Origin of the sequence: Novosphingobium rosa NBRC 15208 (assembly GCF_001598555.1) — a bacterium.
GTDB lineage: Bacteria > Pseudomonadota > Alphaproteobacteria > Sphingomonadales > Sphingomonadaceae > Novosphingobium > Novosphingobium rosa.
The window spans coordinates 1-21,647 of sequence record NZ_BCZE01000104.1; the positions used below are offsets into that span (position 1 = coordinate 1).

The 21,647-nt window shown below is 64.7% G+C and carries 16 protein-coding genes and 1 pseudogene; 10 read left to right on the top strand and 7 right to left on the bottom strand.

Going from position 1 to position 21,647, the window contains the following annotated elements:
* The 4 genes and pseudogenes from SR3_RS32550 to SR3_RS27375 all read right to left on the bottom strand — a co-directional run.
* A pseudogene (locus SR3_RS32550) lies at positions 1-117 on the bottom strand (sugar phosphate isomerase/epimerase); the annotation flags it as partial.
* A 12-nt stretch (positions 118-129) separates the two neighbouring features.
* A complete protein-coding gene (locus SR3_RS27365; RefSeq protein ID WP_068093567.1) occupies positions 130-1,251 on the bottom strand; it encodes a Gfo/Idh/MocA family protein in 1,122 nt (373 codons plus the stop codon).
* 57 nt (positions 1,252-1,308) lie between these two features.
* Positions 1,309-2,268 (bottom strand): sugar phosphate isomerase/epimerase family protein, encoded by a 960-nt coding sequence (locus SR3_RS27370; protein WP_068093570.1) that lies wholly within the window; start codon positions 2,266-2,268, stop codon positions 1,309-1,311.
* The gene (locus tag SR3_RS27375) at positions 2,268-3,476 is read right to left on the bottom strand and encodes an MFS transporter (protein ID WP_068093574.1); all 1,209 of its coding nucleotides are present in this window, start codon (positions 3,474-3,476) and stop codon (positions 2,268-2,270) included. Before SR3_RS27375 ends, SR3_RS27370 begins: the two co-directional genes overlap by 1 nt.
* Before the next feature lie 98 nt (positions 3,477-3,574).
* Here SR3_RS27375 and SR3_RS27380 point away from each other — a divergent pair, with 98 nt between their 5' ends.
* The 5 genes from SR3_RS27380 to SR3_RS27400 all read left to right on the top strand — a co-directional run bounded on the left by SR3_RS27380 (position 3,575) and on the right by SR3_RS27400 (position 10,724).
* Positions 3,575-4,141 (top strand): gluconate 2-dehydrogenase subunit 3 family protein, encoded by a 567-nt coding sequence (locus SR3_RS27380; protein WP_068093577.1) that lies wholly within the window; start codon positions 3,575-3,577, stop codon positions 4,139-4,141.
* Between the two features lie 57 nt (positions 4,142-4,198).
* Positions 4,199-5,884, top strand: coding sequence for a GMC oxidoreductase (locus SR3_RS27385; protein ID WP_068093583.1), 1,686 nt, complete (start codon positions 4,199-4,201; stop codon positions 5,882-5,884).
* 27 nt (positions 5,885-5,911) lie between these two features.
* Positions 5,912-6,922 (top strand): LacI family DNA-binding transcriptional regulator, encoded by a 1,011-nt coding sequence (locus SR3_RS27390; RefSeq protein ID WP_068093585.1) that lies wholly within the window; start codon positions 5,912-5,914, stop codon positions 6,920-6,922.
* A 366-nt stretch (positions 6,923-7,288) separates the two neighbouring features.
* Positions 7,289-9,568, top strand: coding sequence for a TonB-dependent receptor (locus SR3_RS27395; RefSeq protein ID WP_169805719.1), 2,280 nt, complete (start codon positions 7,289-7,291; stop codon positions 9,566-9,568).
* Between the two features lie 76 nt (positions 9,569-9,644).
* On the top strand, positions 9,645-10,724 hold the full coding sequence (locus tag SR3_RS27400; RefSeq protein ID WP_068093589.1) for a sugar phosphate isomerase/epimerase family protein: 1,080 nt from the start codon (positions 9,645-9,647) through the stop codon (positions 10,722-10,724).
* A 12-nt stretch (positions 10,725-10,736) separates the two neighbouring features.
* Here the strand turns inward: SR3_RS27400 and SR3_RS27405 are convergent, their stop codons facing one another.
* Entirely contained in the window at positions 10,737-11,876 is a 1,140-nt protein-coding gene (locus SR3_RS27405; RefSeq protein WP_068093595.1) for an MFS transporter, read from the bottom strand.
* A 178-nt stretch (positions 11,877-12,054) separates the two neighbouring features.
* Between SR3_RS27405 and SR3_RS27410 the strand changes: the two genes are divergently transcribed.
* Complete coding sequence (locus tag SR3_RS27410; protein WP_169805720.1) at positions 12,055-15,150, top strand: sensor domain-containing protein; 3,096 nt, start codon at positions 12,055-12,057, stop codon at positions 15,148-15,150.
* Between the two features lie 26 nt (positions 15,151-15,176).
* On the opposite strand, the gene SR3_RS27415 is transcribed toward SR3_RS27410, so the two are convergent.
* Both SR3_RS27415 and SR3_RS27420 read right to left on the bottom strand, forming a co-directional pair.
* On the bottom strand, positions 15,177-15,728 hold the full coding sequence (locus tag SR3_RS27415; protein WP_068093601.1) for a DUF3592 domain-containing protein: 552 nt from the start codon (positions 15,726-15,728) through the stop codon (positions 15,177-15,179).
* Positions 15,729-15,896: 168 nt separating this feature from the next.
* Positions 15,897-17,681, bottom strand: coding sequence for an IlvD/Edd family dehydratase (locus SR3_RS27420; RefSeq protein WP_068093603.1), 1,785 nt, complete (start codon positions 17,679-17,681; stop codon positions 15,897-15,899).
* A gap of 192 nt (positions 17,682-17,873) precedes the next feature.
* Here SR3_RS27420 and SR3_RS27425 point away from each other — a divergent pair, with 192 nt between their 5' ends.
* From SR3_RS27425 to SR3_RS27440, 4 genes are all read left to right on the top strand, one after another.
* The gene (locus tag SR3_RS27425; protein WP_068093606.1) at positions 17,874-19,004 is read left to right on the top strand and encodes a fumarylacetoacetate hydrolase family protein; all 1,131 of its coding nucleotides are present in this window, start codon (positions 17,874-17,876) and stop codon (positions 19,002-19,004) included.
* Between the two features lie 3 nt (positions 19,005-19,007).
* Complete coding sequence (locus tag SR3_RS27430; protein ID WP_068093609.1) at positions 19,008-19,748, top strand: SDR family NAD(P)-dependent oxidoreductase; 741 nt, start codon at positions 19,008-19,010, stop codon at positions 19,746-19,748.
* Positions 19,739-20,608, top strand: coding sequence for an SMP-30/gluconolactonase/LRE family protein (locus tag SR3_RS27435; RefSeq protein ID WP_068093612.1), 870 nt, complete (start codon positions 19,739-19,741; stop codon positions 20,606-20,608). Before SR3_RS27430 ends, SR3_RS27435 begins: the two co-directional genes overlap by 10 nt.
* Before the next feature lie 29 nt (positions 20,609-20,637).
* Positions 20,638-21,647 (top strand): sugar porter family MFS transporter (locus tag SR3_RS27440; protein ID WP_068093613.1); only part of this gene is annotated, 1,010 nt, incomplete at its 3' end.

Here is a 21,647-nt window from a genome sequence, read left to right on the forward strand (position 1 = left end):
TAGGCCCTTGTAGCCCAGACCCGCCGCCCAGTCGGCCAGACCCGACAGCGTGTTGAAAGGCGCCGTATCGCCGAGGAATTGTGCCAGGAAAATGCCCGGCCCCTTGATGGTTTTCATGGATATGTCGCCTTAAACCGTGAAATCGACCCAGCCCGCGCTCTTCGCGCTGGCATGAACCGCTGTTTCGATCAGAGCCATGCCGCGCAGCCCATCGGCCATGCCGGGGACCAGCGCGCCATCCTCGCCGCGCAGCAGACGCGCGAAATCGCGATAGAGATTGGCGAAGGCCTCAAGATAGCCCTCGGGATGGCCGCCAGGGGTGCGGGTGGCCCATTGGGCATCGGGGCCCAGATCGGGATCACCTGCCTGCACCAGTTCGCTGCGGCCATTCTCATGGAACAGCCAGAGCTGGTTGGGCTCTTCTTGACGCCAGCGCAGGCCCGCCTTCTCGCCATAGATGCGGATGGTAAGGCCGTTGCGCTCGCCCACCGAAATCTGCGACGCCAGCAGGGCCCCGCGCGCACCGTTCTCGAAGCGCAGCAGGATCTGGCAATCGTCATCGACCAGCCGCCCCGGCACCACCGTGCCCATATCGGCCAGAATCTGCGAAACCTTCAGCCCCGTGACGAACTCGGCCAGATGGAAGGCATGGACACCGATATCCGCCACGCAGCCGCCGATGCCGCTGCGCGAGGGATCGCCGCGCCATTCGGCCTGCTTGCCGGTGTCTGGCTTGGCCAGCCAGCCTTGCGGATACTCGACCACCACCTTGCGGATCGCGCCCAGAGCGCCCGCCGCCACGCGCGCCCGTGCCTCACGCACCAGCGGATAGCCCGAATAGGTGTAGGTGAGGGCGAAGGGCTTGCCCGCCTTCTCCACGATGGCGGCCAACTCATGGGCCTGCGCCAAAGTGGTGGTGGCAGGCTTGTCGCAGATCACGGCCAGACCAGCCTCCAGCGCGGCCTTGGCGGCGGGCAGGTGCATATGGTTGGGCGTGGTGATCGCCACGAAATCAATGCCATCCTCGCGCGCCGCTTCCTGCGCGATCATCGTGGCGATATCGGGATAGGCTCGCGCGGGATCGATGCGATAGCTCTCGCCTGCCGCGCGCGATTTCTCCGCGCTGCTGGAAAAGGCGCCCGCGACCAGTTCGATCTCGCGGTCCATTTCGGCGGCCAGACGGTGGACCGGCCCGATAAAGGATCCCGGCCCGCCACCGATCAATCCCATGCGTAAACGGCGTGAAGCCATGGTTTAACTCTCTTTCGAAAGGGCCGGGGGGCATCCGCACGCCCCCCGGAACAATCCTCAGGCCTTGAAGCGCGAGAGGAAATCGTAGGACATCTTCACCGACTCGAAACGGTCATGCGCGAAGGGCGGTTCCTGCTCGACGAAGTAATGCTGCACCCCGGCCTCAACGCAGGCGGGCAGGATGGCGTGCCAGTTCAGCTTGCCCTGACCGACTTCGCAGGGATCCTGCTGCAGCGCATAGTTGGTCTTGGTGGTGGGCTTCACGTCTTTGAGGTGAACCATCTTCACCCGGCCCTTGAGGCGGCGCAGTTCGGCCACCGGATCGTGCCCGCCTGCCGTCACCCAGCCCAGATCGAGTTCGAGGAAGACCAGATTGGGGTCCAGTTCCTTGAGCAGCACGGCCCAGCCGGTGGTGCCGCCGATGGGGCGGAATTCCATATTGTGGTTGTGATAGCCCAGTTCGATGCCATGCGGTTTTAGCGCGGTGGCGCGGGTGTTGAGCAGGTCGCCCATGCGCTTCCACATATCGAGCCCGCCTGCCTCGACGCCGGCGATCAGCGAGGCGCGCATGTCGGCGCTCGGCTTCCAGTCATCGGGCATCAGGGGGATCGGCAGCACGGCCTTGCCGATGCCCAGCGTGCCCAGCGCGTCGGCGATTTCCTGCGGGCTGCTCATCAGCGTCAGCGAGCCGGGGGGGAGGCGCGCGGGCAGGCCCATATGGATCGAGCTGAACTTAACGCCCGCCTTGTCACCCTCGGCGCGCAGCTCCTTGGCGCTGCGGCCATAGAGGCTGGGCAGCTCGAACTCCTTGTAGCCGGTGGCGGCCAGACGGGTGAGCGTGCCTGACAGATCCTTCTGCGCGGCCTCGCCCAGCGTGTAGAGCTGGATGCCGATCGGCTTGTTGATCCGCTTGAAGAAGGGCGTGGCGGGGGCGGCGGCCCATGCAGGCGTGGCGGCGGCCATGCCTGCCACGCCCATGCCAGCCAGCAGGCTGCGGCGATTCATCTCGAAAACCATCAGATATCCTCCAGAGACCCGGCGGGTGCCGCCGTGGGTGGGTGAAAGGCAAAAAGCAGAACCAGCGCGCCCAGCAGGGCCAGCCCCGTGGGAACATAGAACAGCGTCTGGTAATCGACCTTGCCATCCGCGCCGGTCAGCGCGGCGATCAGATTGGGGAAGACGTAGCTGGCCACCATATTGCCCACGCCCAGGATCAGCAGGTTGAACAGGCCCTGCGCGCTGGAGCGGACATCCTTGGGGAAAGCGTCATCCACGAAGATGTAAACGGTGGCGAAGAAGAAGGCGTAGCAGATGCCGTGCAGCAATTGCACCGCGATGATCGCCGGAATGCTGTCAGCCAGCAGCGAGAAGGCGAGGAAGCGCGCGGCATGGCCCAGAATGCCCACGATCATGGTGGTGCGCCAGCCCATGCGCACCAGCACCTTGCCCAGCACCAGCATGGTGAGGATTTCGGCGACCTGACCCAGCGACAGCACCACCATCGAGAGATTGCCGGCAATGCCCACGCGGTTGGTGAGAAACGCGTCCGACATCACGAAATAGCCGTTATGCACCACCGAATCGATGAAGGTGACGAAGAACAGCACCGCGACATAGGGCTTCCTGAGCAGGCCCAGCGCGCGGCGCCACGCCAGCGAATCGACGCCATTGCCCTTCTGCGGCGGGGTGTGCGGCAGCGTCAGCGAGAAACCGGCGAGCAGCAGCGAGATCACCGCCGAGACGATGAAGATCGCCCGCACATCCACGGCGGTGGAATGGGCGCCAAGGATGAAGATGAAGGGCCAGCTGGCCATGATCCAGCCCACAGTGCCGCCCGCGCGCACCGTGCCGAAGTCCTTGCCGTCCTTCAGCGCGGCAAAGGCGATGGTGTTGCTGACCGAGAGCGTGGGCACATAGACCAGGCTATAGGCCAGATAGAACAGGAAAAAGGGCAGGAACTGCGTGCTGAAGGCCGCGCCGAACAGGCAGATGGCACCGATTACATGGCTGACGGCGAGGAACTTCTCGGCGGAAAAATAGCGGTCCGCGAACTGATTCGAGAAAAAGATTCCCACCACCGAGGCGATGCCCCAGCAGCAACCGACTAAAGCCTGCTGCGACGCGGAGAATCCCAACATTCCCATATAGGGGAACAGTTTGGGGGCCCAGGCGCCCCAGATCGCCAATTGCAGCGCCATCATGCTGAAAAGGCGTATTTTTTGCATTCTTGTTGACAAGGTCCGATCCTCTGCCCCATATTTTTGTAAACGTTGCCAGAATAAAGCGGCATCGGTCAAGAAAACAAATGAGAGGGGATTTTCGGATGATCGAACTGGATCGTCGGCGGATGCTGGAGGGGCTTGGCGCCCTGATCGGCCTTGCTGCCCTGCCTGCCGAAGCCTTGGCCGCCGTGGCGGGGAAAGCGCCTTCGCTGGATAAGCCCACCACCGCGCTGGTCACCGCCTTTGCCGATACGCTGATCCCTTTGACCGACACGCCGGGTGCAGTGCAGGTCGGCGTTCCCGCGCAATTCGATGCGTTGATGCGTGATTGGGCGAGCCCCTCGCATCGCACCGCCTATCTGGCGGCGCTCACTGCCATCGACGATGAGGCCAAGGCCAGGGCGGGCAAGCCTTTCGCGCTGCTGCCCGCCGCCCAGCGCCTGACTGTTCTGACCGCCTATGATGCGCAGCATCTCAAGAGCAACATGGCCTACGCCTCGCTCAAAGATATGTTTATCAACCTTTATTACCTGAGTGAGCCCGGCGCCACTGTCGAGCTTCGCTACGAACACAACCCCGGCGTCTGGGAGGCATCGACGCCGCTGACGGCCGACACGCGTGCCTGGGCCGGGGCCATGCCTGCCGGAAAATTGCTGGTCATCGCCTGAGCGCCAAAATCGCCAGAAAAGCATACCGCCAGAACAACAAAAATCGTGGAGAGATTGATGTTCGACGCCATTGTCATCGGCTCGGGGATGAGCGGCGGGATCGCCGCCAAGGAATTGTGCGAAAGGGGCCTGAAAGTCCTCATCATCGAGCGCGGGCGCAAGCTGGAGCATGGCTCCTCCTACACCGACTGGATGCAGCCCTGGGATCTGCCCAATGCCGGCAGCATTCCCGAGGAGGAACTGGCGCGCGACTATCAGATCCAGCGCCAATGCTATGCGGTGAACAGCGCCACCAAGGATCTGTGGGTCAAGGACAGCCAGCACCCCTACGAAACCACGGAAGGTAAACCCTTTTCATGGATCAGGGGCTATCATCTGGGTGGCCGCTCGATCATGTGGGGCCGCCAGACCTACCGCTTTTCGGAGATGGATTTCTCCGCCAACAAGCGTGACGGCCACGGCATCGACTGGCCGATCCGCTATGCCGATATGGCGCCATGGTATGACAAGGTGGAGACCTTCATCGGCGTTTCGGGTGCGAATGAAGGCCTGCCCCAACTGCCCGATGGCAAGTTCCTGCCCGTGATGGCGATGACCGACACGGAAAAGCTGTTCAAGGACGCGGTTGAGAAAAAATTCCCCGGTCGCAAGGTGATCCAGGGCCGCTGCGCTCACCTCACCGAGCCGCAGCCGCATCATATCGAACTGGGCCGTAACCCTTGCCAGTATCGCTCCTTGTGTGAGCGTGGGTGCAGCTTCGGCGCCTATCATTCCAGCCTTTCCTCCTCGCTGCCGGCGGCGGAGAAGACCGGCAATCTCACCATCGTCACCGATGCCATCGCCCATTCGATCATCACCGATCCCAAGACCGGCAAGGCGACCGGCGTGCGGATCATCGATCAGAACACCAAGGAAAAACGCGTCTATGAGGCGCGGATCGTCTTCCTCTGCGCCTCCACCATCGGCACGGCGCAGGTGCTGCTCAATTCGCGCAGCGACGCCAATCCGCGTGGCCTTGCCAATGGCTCGGATCAGGTCGGGCGCAATCTGATGGACCATGTCTATGGGCCCACGGTCTCCGGCGTGATGGACGGTCCGGAGACCTATCATCGCGGGCGCCGCCCCAATGGCATCTACATCCCGCGCTACCGCAATCTGGAGGCCGACGACACCGGCTACCATCGCGGTTACGGCTATCAGGGCGGGGTGATGCGCGAGGGCTGGCGCCCCATGGCCGATGCCGAACCGGGCGTGGGCGCGGCGTTGAAGAACCGTGTCCGCCACCCCGGGCCTTGGCAGATACGGCTTGCGGGCTTCGGCGAGATGCTGCCCGATCCGAACAACCGCGTCACGCTGCATGCCACCAAAACCGATGAATGGGGCATTCCCCAGCTCACCATCGATTGCGCCCATGGCGAGAACGACAAGGAGCTGGGCCGCCGCATGCTGGAGGATGCCAAAGCCATGCTGATCGCTGCGGGCGCCACCATCACCGCCGAGAATGGCAAGCTGCATCCCCCGGGGCTGGGCATCCATGAGATGGGCACGGCGCGCATGGGCCACGACCCGAAAACCTCCGTTCTGAACGGCTTTAACCAGGCGCATGAGGTGCCGAACCTGTTCATCACCGATGGCGCGGCCATGGCGTCGAGCGGTTGTCAGAACCCCTCGCTCACCTATATGGCGATGTCCGCGCGGGCGGCCTATCACGCCACGGAGTTCATGAAGGCGGGCACGATCTGATCGCACGCTGGCAGGGAAGGAAGAAGCTTGGTCACCATCCGCGACATTGCCAAACGGGCCGGCGTTTCCGTCGCCACGGTCTCGCGCACTTTGCGCGAGCCCGAGGCGGTCCGCCCCCTGCGGCGCGAGCGGGTGCAGCAGGCCATCGAGGAGATGAATTACGCGCCTGACGCCATTGCGCGTCAGTTGCGGCGGCGCAGCAACGAGACGATCATTGTGATCGTTCCGGAAATCGCCAATCCCTTCTTTTCGGGGATTTTGCAAAGCATTGAAAACGTTGCGCATGATCTGGGCTATCGCGTGCTGATCGGCGAGACGCAGGGCAAGCAGGAGCGGCTGGATTACTATGCCGACATGGTCCAGACCCGCGTGGCCGATGGGCTGATCCTGCTGGGCTCCCTGCTGCCGCGCATCGTCACCGATGTGCTGAAGGCGGGCCGCACGGAACCGCCGATCCCGCTGGTGCTGGCCTGCGAGCGGTTCGACGGGCTCGATTGCCCGAATGTGGTGATCGACAATGTGGCCGCCGCCACGCTGGCGGTGGAGCATCTGATCGAGAGCGGGCGCAAGCGCATCGCGACCATCATGGGCCCACCGGAGAATCCGCTGACGGTGGACCGTTTGCAGGGCTATCGCGCCGCGCTGGCCGCCGCCGGGCTGGAAACGCGCGAGGATTGGGTGGTGCATGGCGATTTCTCGATTGAATCGGGCCATGCCGCCATGCTGCGCCTGCTGGAGGCAGGGCAGATGCCCGACGGTGTCTTCTGCGCCGGTGACGAGATGGCGATTGGCGCGATGCATGCCATCCGCGAGGCCGGTCTGGTGATCCCGCGCGCCATTGCGATGGTGGGTTTCGACGATCTGCGCTTCGGCTCTTTCGCCGCGCCGCCGCTCACCACGATCCGCCAGCCGACCGATGAATTGGGTGAATGCGCGATGCGGATGATGGACGCGGTGCTTCACAAGCGACCCATCGATCAGTTGAAGCAAATTTTGCCCCATAGTCTCATTTTAAGGGAGTCCACGGCGCGGATGTAAGGCAAGGATTGCTTTGCGCCCCGCCAAAAGGCTGGGTATCAAACAACAGAGTGAACCGATCCGTGAACAGGATCGGACGCCAGAGGGGGAAGGAACAGATAATGCGGCGGGGCCGCTTTGTATAAAATTTAAATTGTAATCGGTATCAAATCCCGCGTTCCGGGCGTTTTGGCAACGCACGGGCTGGGGCTGGGGGCGTGTGTCCGGGTAATTTTCCTCTCGGCTCCATGTCATTTGGTATCGTTTTCAAAAAACGGCGCTTCGTCACCGGATACCTCAAGAGAGGCTCCGGAAGCGCCGACGCTTGCCTCAAGCGCATGCATGACAATGCGCAAGGCCAGGTTTGACAACAAAGAGGGGAATATCATGTTGAAAAATTATGGATTTATGGGTGCATCCATGCTGGCCATGCTGATGGCCACGCCTGCCATGGCGCAGGATAAGGCCGAGGCTGCCCAGCCCGCGCCCACCAATGGCGACATCATCGTCACCGCCACCCGCTTCGAGACGCTGGCCTCCAAGACGCCGATCGCGCTGACGGCCGTGAGCGGCGAAGGGCTGCGCACGGCGGGCATCACCAACCCCACGGCTCTGGGCGACCAGGTGCCCAGCGTGATGATCAACCGCAACAATGGCCTGCAGATCACCATCCGCGGCGTCACCAGCGCCGACGGCACCGAAAAGGGCGATCCCAGCGCCGCCTTCATGGCCGATGGCGTCTACATCGCTCGCCAGCAGGCGCAGGAAGTCAGCTTCTTCGACATCAGCCGCGTGGAAGTGCTGCGCGGGCCGCAGGGCACGCTCTATGGCCGCAACACCACGGCGGGCGCGGTCAATGTCATCACCAACCGGCCTGATCTGACCAAGTTCTCCGGCTCGCTCGATACGTCTTACGGCAATTACAACAACACGCAGACCACCGCCGTGCTGAACACGCCGGTCAATGAGAATCTGGGCCTGCGTTTCGGCGTCAATTACGATCACCGCGACAGCTTCCTGAAGGCGGGGCAGAACCTCAACGCCAACCTCAACCCCTTCAAGGACAACATTTCGGCCCGCGTCTCCGCGCTGCTGAAGTTCGACCGGGGCGAGCTGCTGATCCGCGGCGACTATTCGCATATGGGCGGCATCAGCACCAACACGCTGGGCACCGGCAATTTCTACTCGAACTACACCACCAACACCGTCAACCCGACCTACATCGCCAATGGCGTCAGCAACGACAAGCTGCTGACTCTGACGCCGACCACGGCGGACGGCCTCTATCGCCTCGACCGCGCCGCCAATCTGCGCCGCGACAACGCCACCTATGGCGTGATGGGTGAGTTCAAGTATGATCTGGGCTTCGTCACGCTGAACTATGTCGGCTCCTACCGCGAGTTCAAGCGCCATGAGGGCAATTACAGCTATTACGCCAATGGCCTGTCGCCCAACCAGTTCGACGGCTGGTACTGGCAGAACAGCCAGGAGCTGCGCCTCTCGACCAACAGCGATGGCCCGCTGCGTGCTCAGGCCGGTGTCTATTACTTCAAGGAACGCGGCTCGATCGCGCTGCAGATCTTCGACCGCGTGGTCAATGGCGTGCGCACCAATCCGGGCGATCCGGGCTATCTCTTCGCCTTCCCGCAGGGCTATGTGATGTCCAGCAGCCTGGCGGGCTTCGGTCAGGTCACCTATTCGCCCGCGCAGAACCTGCACATCACCGGCGGCATCCGCTACACCGCTGACGAGAAGGCCCGCACCGGCTACACCGTCACCTGCGCCTATGACCTCAACTGCGCCGCCCCCGGCGACGTGAAGACCCCCAACATCGCCGACCGCCACTACCAGAAGACCACCTGGAAGGTGGGCGTCGATTACGAGGTGACGCCCACCACCATGCTCTATGGCACGGTCTCGACCGGCTACAAGGCGGGCGGCTTCAACGATGGCTGCGAGGCGGGCACCGCGGCTGGCTGTCTGCTGCCGGCCAGCACGCTCTACTACAAGCCCGAAACGCTGACGGCCTATGAAATCGGCACCAAGACCGCGTTGTTCGACCGGCGCCTGCGCCTGAACCTCTCGGCCTTCCACTACAATTACAACAATCTGCAGCTCACGCAGGTCGGCCCTTATTGCGCGGGCGGCACGCAGTGCACGCAGACCACCAACGCCGCATCGGCCAAGATCGACGGCATCGAGGCGGAGGCCAATTTCGCCGCCACCCCGCATGACAAGCTCGATTTCTCGCTGTCCTACCTCAATGCGCGTTACGGCAACTTCCTGCCCAATGCCGCGACCTATCCCACGCTCAACTTTCAGGGCCTGAAGCTGGACCGCAGCCCGACCATCACCCTGATGGGCGGCGTGGCGCACACCTTCCCCATGGCCAATGGGGGCGAGGTGATCGCGGCGGTGCGTTCGCGCTACTCCAGCAGCTACAAGATGATTGCGCTGACCATCTACGGTCAGTTCAACCAGCCCTCCTACACCCAGACCGAGGCGACCCTCACCTACAATGCGCCTGAGAAGCGCTATTACGTGCAGGGCTTCGTCAAGAATCTGGAAAACAAGCTGCTGGTCACCGCTGTCGGCGGCGGCGCCAACGGCACCCTGCAGGTCTCCGATCCGCGCACCTTCGGCGTGCGGGCCGGTGTGAAGTTCTGATGTGACGTCAGATGCCCCGGTCGCAGGCATGCGGCCGGGGCATCGCCTGAAAACACAGACGCAAGAGGAGCGTTCCATGCCGGTGAACCGTCGAGACTTTCTGGCGACAGGCGCTGCCGCGGCTGGCGTCCTGTCCATGGCGGGGCGCAGCTGGGCCCTGCCGGGCGGGGCCAACCGGTCCTTCTACAAGGGCGTGCAGCTTGGCGTTCAGACCTACAGCTTCCACGATATTCCCAATGACGGCGCGGGCCATGCCGAGGCGATCATCCGCGATATGCGCGCGGTGGGCGCCTATGATTGCGAGCTGTTCGGCGGCCCGGTGACACCCGGCACCCTCACGGGCACGCGGCCCGATCCGGCTTTGTGCCCCGCGCCCTTGAAGGGCTGCGGCCCCGGCCATGGCGGCTCGCTGCGCAATCCCTGGGGCTGGGAGTTTCAGCGCCAGACCGGCGAGGCTCTGGCGCAAGCGCGCGAACGCCAGCGCAAGTTCCTGATCGAGACCCCGGCCAGCTATTACGCCGATTTTCGTGCTCGTTTCGACCGGGCCGGGATCAACATCCATGCCTACAATCCCCTGATCCCGGCGGCCCGGGAAGACGCCCATGCCGTTGACGGCACGCCGCTGAGCGACGAGGAGATCGAGGGGATTTTTCGCGCCTGTCAGGCGCTGCGGGTGACATGGCTCAACCTCTCCACCCGTTTTGCGACGATCCGGCAGATGGCGCCCTTCGCCGAGAAATACCGCATCATGCTCTGCCCGCATGGCCACAGCAATGTTGCGGATCGCGGTGAGTTTTCCGATACGAAAAGCTTCGAGGCCGCCTTCGCGCTCAGCGAATGGGTGGGGGCCAACCTCGACATCGGGCATTTTCATGCGTTGGGCGAGGATCCGCGCGATTTCATCGGCAAGCACCACAAGCGCATCTCCAACCTCCATCTGAAGGACCGCCAGCGCAACCAGCCCGGGCAGGGCGAGGAAAGCGGCATGAACATGCCATGGGGGCAGGGTAGCACCCCAATCCGCGAGACGCTGAAGTTCTTGCAGCAAAACCGCTACGCGGTGCCCGCTTTCGTCGAATATGAATATGCCGGAACGCATGATCCGGTGAGTGAGACGCGGATGCAGCTCGCGCTGTGCCGCAAGATGCTCGACTGAAGCCGGGGCGGATCAGGCGCAGGTCTGGGGGCTGCGGATTTTGGCGATCAGCCCCAGCAGCGTCAGCCCCGCGCCGGTGGCGGCGAGCAGCATGGCGCTGAGGAAAAAGGTGGGGGCGGGCCCCGTGTCCGCGCCGGTGAGTAGCCCTGCCGCGCCCGGCCCCACCGCAATGCCCAGCAAGGTGGCGGGCAGGGCGAGGAAGCTGGCGCTGCCCTGCGGGTCGCTCTGGCGGAACAGGCCGGTGGCCAGCGGCAGCCCCGCCTGCCAGGTGAAGCCGAAAGCCGCCGCACCGGCCAGATAGGCCGGGCCGCTGGCGGTGAGCGGCAGGCACAGCGATGCCGCCGTCTGCGCGGCCAGCACCAGCATCAGCAGCGGCACAAGGCGGTGTTTGGGCTCGCGCCAGCCCAGCAGCAGGCTCGCCGCGATCTGCGTGACGAGGCTGGCGGTCAGGCAAGCTGTGATCAGTGCCGGGCTCAGGCCGCTCGCCTGTCCCAGCGCGCCCAGATAGGTCCAGCAGGCGCTGCCCACGGCATTGAGCATCACCAGCAGCAGCAGCGCCGCCAACGCGGGCGGGCTGGGCCGGCGCGACGGCCCGGCCTGCACGGCGCGCGGCACGGCCAGCGCCAGAATGGGCCAGAGCGCCACCACCCCGGTGCCGACCAGCAACAGCAGTGGCATGGCGATTGCGCTGTGCAGCCCCCCCGTGAAGGACAGGATGCCGCAGCACAGCAACTGCGGCACGGCGGAGCAGGCAATAAAGCGCGCGCTGTCGCGCACCGGCGCTTTGCTGGCGATCACCACGGCAACGCCGACCGAGGCGAGAAGCCCTTCACCGATCCCGGCCATGCCGCGCCCGATCATGATGGGCACGATGTCGGCGCCAGCCCCGGCCAGAGCATTGCCCAGCGCCATCAGCGCCGCTCCGGGTATGAGCAGCGCCTTGCGGATGGCGCCCAGCGCGCCGCGCAGCATCAGGATGCTGGCCAGCCCCATCATGCCGATTTCCAGCGTGGAGAGCAGCCCGGCCAGCCCGGCATCGAGACCCGCGCCGGTGGCCGCATCGACGATTTGCGGCTGAAGGCCGAGCGAGGTCAGGCCAAGCCCGCCGATCGTCAGGCTTATCGGCGTGTCCGATGGTGTGGGGCGTGGCATGATCGCAAAGGCTCGGCAGCGAAAGGGGGGTGAGTGGCGGCCTATGCGCCGAATATGTCGAAGGCGTGACGGAAGGCTGTTGCCGGAGCATGATGCGCGGGCGCGGGCCAGATTAAGGTCAAGGCGATCTTAACTTATCTTTGTTACGGCGATCTACGTGCAAAACCGGATGGCCAACATGCTTCATGAGACGATCGAACCCTATCTGACCCAGGCCGATGTGGAGGCCATGGAACTCAGCATGGGCCGCATCGCCTTCGCGCGTGACGGCACCATCCTGCGCGTCAACGAGCGCTGCCTGGCTCTGTTCGACTATGCCGGCTGGGAGCTGGTGGGGCGCAACCGCTCCATCTTCCGCCCCGCCCCCTCCGGCCAGAGCGAGCCCGACGCCATCGACCGCGCCTTCGCCAGCGGCCAGCCCTTCTTCGGCGACATGCGCCAGATCCGGCGCGACGGCACGCCCTTGTGGACCGAGGTTTCCTGCATCCCGATCCGCGACATGGGCGCGCCGGTCAGCGAGGTGGTGATGCTGGTGCGCGATGTGACCGAGCGCCGCATGGCGGCGGTGGACGATGCCGGGCAGATCGCGGCGATCAACACCTCGCAGGCGGTGATCCATTTCGCGATGAACGGCACGATCCTGCATGCCAATGACAAGTTCCTGACCGCCACCGGCTACCGGCTGGAGGATCTCGTCGGCCAGCACCACCGCATGTTCGTCGACCGCGCCGAAGCGGCGGACCCGGCCTATGAGGCCTTCTGGGAGGGTCTGCGCGACGGCACCCATGCCTCTGGCGAGTATCGCCGGCTGGGCAAGGACGGGCGGGCGGTGTGGCTGCGCGCCACCTACAACCCGATCTTCGATCTGGAGGGGCGGCCTTTCAAGATCGTGAAATATGCCGTCGATGTCACGCCCGAGAAGAAGCAGACCGCCGATTTCCATGGCCAGATCGCGGCGATCGACAAGTCGCAATGCGTGGTGACCTTCGCGCCGGATGGCACGATTCTGGACGCCAACCGCAATTTCCTCGATGCCGTGGGCTATACGATGGCCGAGGTGGAGGGGCGGCATCACCGCATGTTCGTCGATCCGGCGCATGCCCACAGCCTCGACTACGAGATATTCTGGAGCGATCTGGTCGCCGGGCGTCATCGCAGCGGCGAATTCCGCCGCGTGGGGGCGGGCAAGCGCGAAATCTGGTTTCAGGCGATCTACAGCCCGGTGCTGGATCAGGAGGGGCGGCCCTTCAAGATCGTGAAGTACGCCACCGCCGTCACGCGCGAAAAACTGCGTCAGGCCGATCATCAGGGGCAGATCGCCGCGATCCACAAGTCGCAGAGCGTGGTCTCCTTCGCGATGGATGGCGCCATTCTGGACGCCAATGACAATTTCCTCGATCTGACGGGTTACCGGCTGTCTCAGGTGCGCGGCCATCACCATGGCATGTTCGTGGCCCCCGAGGAGCGCGAGAGCGAGGCCTATGCCGCTTTCTGGCGTGATCTGGCCGCCGGGCAGTACAAGAGCGGCGAGTTCAAGCGCATCGGCCATGACGGGCGCGAGATCTGGCTTCAGGCCTCCTACAACCCCATTTTCGATATGAATGGCCGCCCCTTCAAGGTGGTGAAGAACGCTGTCGATGTTACCGAGCAGAAGCTGCGCCAGGGCGATTACGAGGGGCAGATCGCCGCGATCCACAAGTCACAAGCGGTGGTGACCTTCGGGCTGGACGGCACGATTCTGGACGCCAATGACAATTTCCTGCAGCTGATGGGCTATCGGCTGGGCGATGTGGTGGGCAAGCATCACCGCATCTTCCTGCATGCCGAGACCGCCGAAGGGGCCGATTACGAGGCTTTCTGGGCCCAGCTGCGGCAGGGCCGCTTCATGTCCGCCAAATTCCGCCGCCGCGCGCGTGACGGCGCGGAGGTGTGGATCCAGGCCTCCTACAATCCGATCTACGATCTCAACGGCCAGCCGTTCAAGATCGTGAAGATCGCCACCGACATCACCGCCGATGTCTCGCTGGCCGCCGATCTGTCGCGCGCGCAGCGCGAGGTGCAGCATGATGCCGCCACCGGCCTGCCCAACCGCCTTGGCCTGCGCAAGTTCATGCGCGAGGTGCTGGCCGCGACCGACAGCGAACTGGCGCTGTTCTACCTCGACCTCGATCATTTCAAGCCGATCAACGACACCTTCGGCCATGATGTCGGCGATCTGGTGCTGCGCACGGTAGCCTCTCGTCTGAAGGCCGCGATCGGCGCGGGGCAGATCGCCGCGCGCATCGGCGGCGACGAATTCGTGGTGGCGGCCTCCAACCTGCAGCGCCCGCAGATCGTGGAGCTTGCCGAGCGGCTGATCGAGATCGTCTCGCAGCCCATCGCCCATGGCGACCGCTGGCTGGAGGTGGGCCTGTCGATCGGCATCGCCCTGACCCCGCAGGACACGCTGGAGGAGGACGAGCTGTTCCGCTTCGCCGATGTCGCGCTCTATCGCTCCAAGGGCAAGCAGCGCGGCAGTTTCACCTTCTATGCGCAGGATGCGGAGGTCTCCGAGGAGGCCGAGCGCCATCTGGCGCATGACATGCTGATCGCGATCAAGGCGCGGCAGTTCGATCTGGCCTGCACGCCGCGCCTCTCGGCCAGCGGGGCGCTGGCGGTGGAGGTGCAGCCCTTCTGGGATCACCCCGGCCTTGGCCGCCTCGGCACGGAACGCTTTTTGCGCGTGGCGGAAGGCAGCGGTCTGGTCGTGCCGCTGGGCGACTGGATGCTGCGCGCGGCCTGCAAGCTGGCCGTGGAGATGCCCCAGACCACCTTCTGCCTGCCGATCTGGCCGCGCCAGTTATTGGGCAGCGATCTGCCCGATCTGCTGGTGCTGGCTCTGCGTGAGAGCGGGCTGGATGCGCGCCGTTTCGAGCTGCGGCTGGAACGCGGCACCACCCGCGTCAATCACGAAAGCCTGCGCGCCGAGCTGGCAAGGCTGCGCGCGATGGGGGTGAGTGTGGTGGCCGATGATGTGTTCCTGGGTCAGGACGGTCTGACGGTGGGCTCGGACTGGAGCGCGGATCGCGTGACGGTGGACAGCCGCCTGCGCGCGTTGCTGCGCCGACAGGGCCATCCGCTCGAGGCCGCCATCGAGGCGCTGGAGGCCGATGGATCGCCAAGTGGTAGGCAGCGCTTCGAGATCGATGCCGATCAGCAGCTTCACCGCTTCCTGCTGCTTGAGACCGTGGTGAGCGGCGATCTTGTCAAACTTGTCCAGCGGGCGCTGACGTAAGGGCGCGCCACCGCGTCTGGCAGCCCTTAGGGCGGCGGGTTTCGAGCATAGGCCCTGCTGTTACGGCTGGGGCGGCGTCTGACGCTTGCCGAAGCTTTTTGCCGGTCCGGGGAGGGGGCCTCCACCATCCCGACAAGATCGGGTGTGTTCCTTACCGTCCTGCGAAGCCAGAAGAACCAGATATAAGCGATCAGAAAGGAAAGTTCGCCGACAAGGATCATCAATCCGACAAACCAGCCCAAGGGGATCAGCGTGTTGATCTCCTTGAAGTTATCGGGATTGTAGTAGACGGGAATGGTCCGGCCGACCGTCATATCCGTGACGCCCATATCGCGCCCACGCCCGTGCCAGAGATACTGTTTGCCGCCAATCGTGTATTGGACAGTCCCTGCCAGATCAGGATGGAGATGGCTGGCGGCAGGCCCTTTCCACTTTTCGGACTGAAGTACTGTCGCGATCGTCTGCGGCCAGCTCTGCCTTTGATAGGCGGTGGTCCCTGCGATGAGAATGGAGCTGATCACGACAAAGATGGCCTGTAAGGCGACAGGTATCAGCAGGTATTTGAAGAAATTTTTCATGATCGGTCCATCAATGCGGTCGGTCGATCATTATATATTCTTGATAAATTAAGAATAAAACGTTGATTTTAAAGGTTGAAGGCGTTTGTTGCGGCCGTCCTCGGCACATGCTGCGCCATGGCACCACAAAAGCGAGGGGCCGGGCTATGATAGCCCGGCCCCGTTCCATCAGTGATTATGCCGCGGCGTCTTGGCGGCGATGCCGCGGTATTTGACGGCCATGTCCATCACCGCGCCTTCGCCCATCTGGCCGGTCTTCTCGCGGAAGAGTTCTTCCCAGGGGGTGTTGCTGGGCGGCACGGGGGGCAGGCCGTCGCTCTTGCGGCGGGTGATTTCCTCGGCATCGACCAGAGCGTTGCAGGTGCCCTTGTTGATGTCGATGCGGATGGTGTCGCCGCTGCGCAGCCATGACAGGCCGCCGCCCGCCGCGCTTTCGGGCGAGCAGTTGAGGATCGAGGGGCTGTCCGAGGTGCCCGACTGGCGTCCGTCGCCCAGCGTGGGCAGCCACTGGATGCCGCGCTGGATGAGCGCTGCGGGGGGCTGCATGTTGACCACCTCGGCGCTGCCCGGCCAGCCCTGAGGGCCCGCGCCGCGCATCACCAGAATGCAGTTTTCGTCGATGTTCAGCGAAGGATCGTCGATGCGGTGGTGGTAGTCCTCGCCGCCTTCGAAGACCACGGCGCGCGCCTCGAACACGCCTTCGCTGCCGGGGCGCGAGAGATAGCGGCCCCGGAATTCCTCGCTGATGACGCTGGTCTTCATGATACCGAAGTCGAAGAGATTGCCAGACAGCACCAGAAAACCGGCCTTTTCCTTCAGCGGCTCGGCGAAGGGCCGGATCACCTCGCGGTCACGCGCGGGGCGTTCGCTGACATTCTCGCCCACCGTCTCACCGGTGACCGAGAGGCTTTCGCCATGCAGCTTGCCCGCCTGAAGCAGCTCCCACATCACGGCGGGCACGCCGCCCGCGCGGTGGAAGCGCTCGCCCAGGAAGCGACCGGCGGGCTGCATGTCGACGATCAGCGGCAGGTCATAGCCATGCTCGGTCCAGTCGCTGGCGGTGATCTCAACCCCGGCATGGCGCGCCATGGCGACGATATGCGGCTGAGCGTTGCTCGACCCGCCGATGGCGGTGACCACGCGGATGGCGTTGAGGAAGCTGTCACGCGTCAGGATCTTGGAGGGGCGCAGGTCTTCATAGGCCATCTCGACGATGCGGCGACCGGTCTCATAGGCATATTGCCCGCGCTCGCGATAGGGGGCGGGGATGGCGGCGCAGCCGGGCAGGGAAAGGCCCAGCGCCTCGGCCACGGCGTTCATGGTGGAAGCCGTGCCCATCGTGTTGCAATGGCCTGCCGAGGGTGCGGAATCGCAGGCGCGCTGCAGGAATTCCTCCTCATCGATCTCGCCGGCGGCCAGCTTGCGGCGGCTGCGCCAGATCACCGTGCCCGAGCCGACCAGATCGCCCTCATGCCAGCCATCCAGCATCGGGCCGCCCGACAGCACGATGGCGGGAATGTCCACCGTGCTGGCGGCCATCACCTGGCTCGGCGTGGTCTTGTCGCAGCCGGTGGTCAGCACCACGGCATCGATGGGATAGCCGTAGAGGATTTCCACCAGACCCATATAGGCCAGATTGCGGTCGAGCGCGGCGGTGGGGCGGCGGCAGTTCTCGAAGATGGGGTGGACGGGGAATTCCATGGCGATGCCGCCCGCGTCCCGAATGCCGTCGCGCACGCGCTTCGCCAGATCGAGATGGATGCGGTTGCAGGGCGAAAGATCGCTGCCGCTCTGCGCGATGCCGATTATCGGGCGGCCCGAGCGCAGCTCCGCAGGGGTGATGCCGTAATTCATGAAACGCTCGAGATAGAGCGCCACCATATCGGAGCGCGCGGGGTCCGCGAACCAGTCCTGAGAGCGGAAACGGCGGGCGGGCTGGGCAGGGTCACTCATCGGGGCTGGTCCTTGGGCTGGGCGGGATCGAGTCGTGGCGTGCGAGGTTACGGCCATCGGCGGGCGCAGGCATCTCTTACCCATTCGTTTGTTTCGTCTGGCGGCGCGATCAAAAGGCTTGACAGCGGCGCGATAAGCGTAATGATAGCGCTATCAGTTTTTGTCAATAACCTGAAGACCCGGGAGAGAAACGTGTCCGATCATGCTGCCCTGGCAGAGTTGCTGCCTGCCGACTGGCGCGAGGGCCAATTCCTTGGCCGTGTGCAGACCGCGCAGGGCCCCAGCCCCATTCTGGTGATCGGTGGCCAGGTCTATGACATGTCGCATGTCGCCCCCACCGTCTCGCAGCTGGTCGAGATGTTGCCGCTCTCCGCCGCAGGCGGCGTGATTCTGGGCCCGCTCGACCAGCTGGACCTGCCGCTGCTCAGCCCCATCGATCTGCAATGCGTGAAGGCGGCGGGCGTGACCTTCGCCACCTCCACGCTGGAGCGCGTGATCGAGGAGCGCGCGCGCGGCGACGCGGGCAAGGCGCAGGAGATCCGCGCCCGCATCGAGGCCCGCGTGGGCGGTTCGATCCGCAGCGTGGTGCCCGGTTCCGCCGAGGCCGAGGCGCTCAAGGAGCTGCTGCTGGCCGACGGCCTGTGGTCGCAGTATCTGGAAGTCGCCATCGGGCCTTACGCCGAGGTTTTCACCAAGGCCCCCGTGCTGGCCACGGTGGGCTCGCAGGCCGAGATTGGCGTGCGTTCGGATTCCACCTGGAACAACCCCGAGCCCGAAGTCGTGCTGCTGGTCAATGCCGCGGGCGAGACGGTGGGCGCCACTTTGGGCAATGACGTCAACCTGCGCGACATCGAGGGCCGCAGCGCGCTGCTGCTGGGCAAGGCGAAGGACAACAACGCCTCCTGCTCGGTCGGCCCGCTGGTGCGCCTGTTCGATGACGGCTTCACCATCGACGATGTGCGCAATGCCGAGGTCGAGCTGGTGATCGACGGGCCCGAGGGCTATCGCCTCGAAGGCCATTCCTCGATGAACCAGATCAGCCGCGATCCGCTCGATCTGGTGCGCCAGACGCTGAGCGAGCATCAGTATCCCGATGGCTTCGTGCTGTTTCTGGGCACGCTGTTCGCCCCCGTGCAGGACCGCGACGATCCGGGCCGGGGCTTCACCCATAAGGTGGGCGATGTGGTCTCGATCGCCACGCCGCGTCTGGGCCGTCTGGTCAACACGGTGGTCACCTCGCGCGATGCCGCGCCCTGGACCCAGGGTATCGGCGCGTTTTACACCAATCTGGCGCAGCGCGGTCTGCTCAAGGCGGGGGCGTAAACCATGCGGGCGATCTATCCCAGCCTGAAGGGCAAGCGCGTTTTCATCAGCGGCGGCGCCAGCGGCATCGGCGAGGGTTTTGTCGAAGCCTTCGTGGCGCAGGGCGCGCATGTCGCCTTTTGTGATATCGCGCAGGACGCCGGTGATGCCTTGGCGCAGCGTCTGGGCGCCCATTTCCACCGCTGCGATCTGCGCGACATCGAGGCCGTGCAGGCCATGATGACGCAGGTGGAAACCGAACTCGGCGGCATCGACATCGTCATCAACAACGCCGCCAATGACGACCGCCACAGCATCGCCGATGTAACGCCCGCCTATTGGGACGAGCGCATGGCGGTCAATCTGCGCCATCAGTTCTTTGTCGCTCAGGCCGCCGTGCCCGCGATGAAGCGCGCGGGCGGCGGGGCGATCATCAACCTCGGCTCGATCAGCTGGCATCTGGGTCTGGCCGATCTGGTGCTCTACGAGACCGCCAAGGCCGCCATCGAGGGCCTGACGCGCGGCCTGGCCCGCGAGCTGGGGCGTGAGAACATCCGCGTCACCACCATCATCCCGGGCAATGTGAAAACGCCGCGTCAGGAGCAATGGTACACGCCCGAGGGTGAGGCCGAAATCGTCGCCGCGCAATGCATGGATGGCCGTCTGATGCCCGCCGATGTGGCGGCGCTGGCGCTGTTCCTCGCTTCGGACGATGCGCGGCTGATCACTGGCCACAACTATTGGGTCGACGCCGGATGGCGCTGACGCCTCAGCCCCTGTGGGAACTGGGCGCCACGCTGGGCGAGGGCCCGGTGTGGGTGGCGCGGGATGCGGCGCTGTGGTTCGTCGATATCAAGGCGCCCGCCGTGCATCGCTTCGATCCGGCCACGGGTGAGCGGCAGAGCTGGGCCGCGCCCGCTCAGGTCGGCTGGGTGCTGCCTTGCGAGGGCGGCGGGATGATCGCCGGGCTCCAGACGGGCGTGCATCGCTTCGATCCGGCGCGTGCCAGCTTCACCCTGCTGCATGCGCCCGAGGCTGGCCGCCCCGGCAACCGCCTCAACGATGCGACGGTGGCGGCGGATGGCGCGATCTGGTTCGGCTCGATGGACGATGCCGAGGCGGAAGATACGGGCCGCATCTGGCGTCTGCATGAAGGCACTTGCCTCGACACCGGCCTGCCGCCTGTCAGCATCACCAATGGCCCGGCCTTCTCACCGGATGGCGCGACGCTCTATCATCACGATACGCTGGGTTGCCGCATCTGGGCGAGCCGCGTGGAAGCGGGCAAGGTCATCGAAACCCGCCTCTTCGCCGAAATCGAGGAAGGCGCCGGCTATCCCGATGGCCCCACCGTCGATGCCGAGGGCTGCCTGTGGGTCGGGCTCTTCGCGGGCTGGGGCGTGCGGCGTTATGATCCGAGCGGGCGGCTGATCGCCACCGTGCCGATGCCGGTGGCCAACATCACCAAGATCGCTTTTGGCGGCCCCGATCTGCGTACGGCCTATGCCACCACGGCGGCCAAGGGACTTTCAGCGGCTCAGCTTGCAGCGCAACCTCTGGCGGGGGCCTTGTTCGCCTTCGATGCGGGCGTGGCGGGGCTGGAGGGTCACATCGCCCGCGTGTAAACGATAAGACTGTAAGAGGGATGGGCAGGATGCAGGACAGCAGCGCCGAAAAGGCCAATATGGGTTTTATCGCCGCCATCGTGGCCGTGGCCACCATCGGCGGTTTTATGTTCGGCTATGACTCGGGCGTGATCAACGGCACGCAGAAGGGGCTGGAGGCCGCCTTCGATCTGGGCAAGGTGGGCATCGGCATCAACGTCGGCGCCATTCTGGTGGGCAGCTCGATCGGCGCTTTCTGCGCCGGGCGTCTGGCCGACCGCATCGGACGGCGCGGCGTGATGAAGGCGGCGGCGGCGCTGTTTCTGGTCAGCGCGCTGCTGGCAGGCGCAGCCGGGTCGTCGGCGATCTTCATCTTCGCGCGCATCATCGGCGGGCTGGGCGTGGGCGCGGCTTCGGTGATCTCGCCGGTCTATATTTCCGAAGTGGTGCCCGCCAGCGTGCGTGGCCGCCTCTCCAGCGTGCAGCAGGTGATGATCATCACCGGTCTGACGGGGGCCTTTGTGGTCAACTATGTGCTGGCCCATTATGCGGGTGGCTCGACCGCGACGCTCTGGGCGGGGCAACCGGCATGGCGCTGGATGTTCTGGTTGCAGGCGGTGCCTGCCGCGATCTATTTCCTGGCGCTGATGGGCATTCCCGAAAGCCCGCGCTATCTCGTCGCCATCGGGCGCGAGGGTGAGGCGCAGGCCGTGCTGACCCGCCTGCTGGGAGCGAATGCCGCCGCGCGCAAGCTGGTGGAGATCCGGCAGAGCCTTGCTTCGGACCATCACCGCCCCTCGCTGGCGGATCTGAAGGACCCGACCACCGGGCGCATCCGCAAGCTGGTGTGGACGGGCATCGGTCTGGCCGTCTTCCAGCAGCTGGTGGGCATCAATGTGGTGTTCTATTACGGCGCGACACTGTGGCAGGCCGTGGGCTTTTCCGAAGCCGATGCGCTGCAGATCAACATCATCTCGGGCGTTATTTCCATCGGCGGCTGCCTTGCCACGCTGGCGCTGGTCGACCGCATCGGGCGCAAGCCGCTGCTGCTGATCGGCTC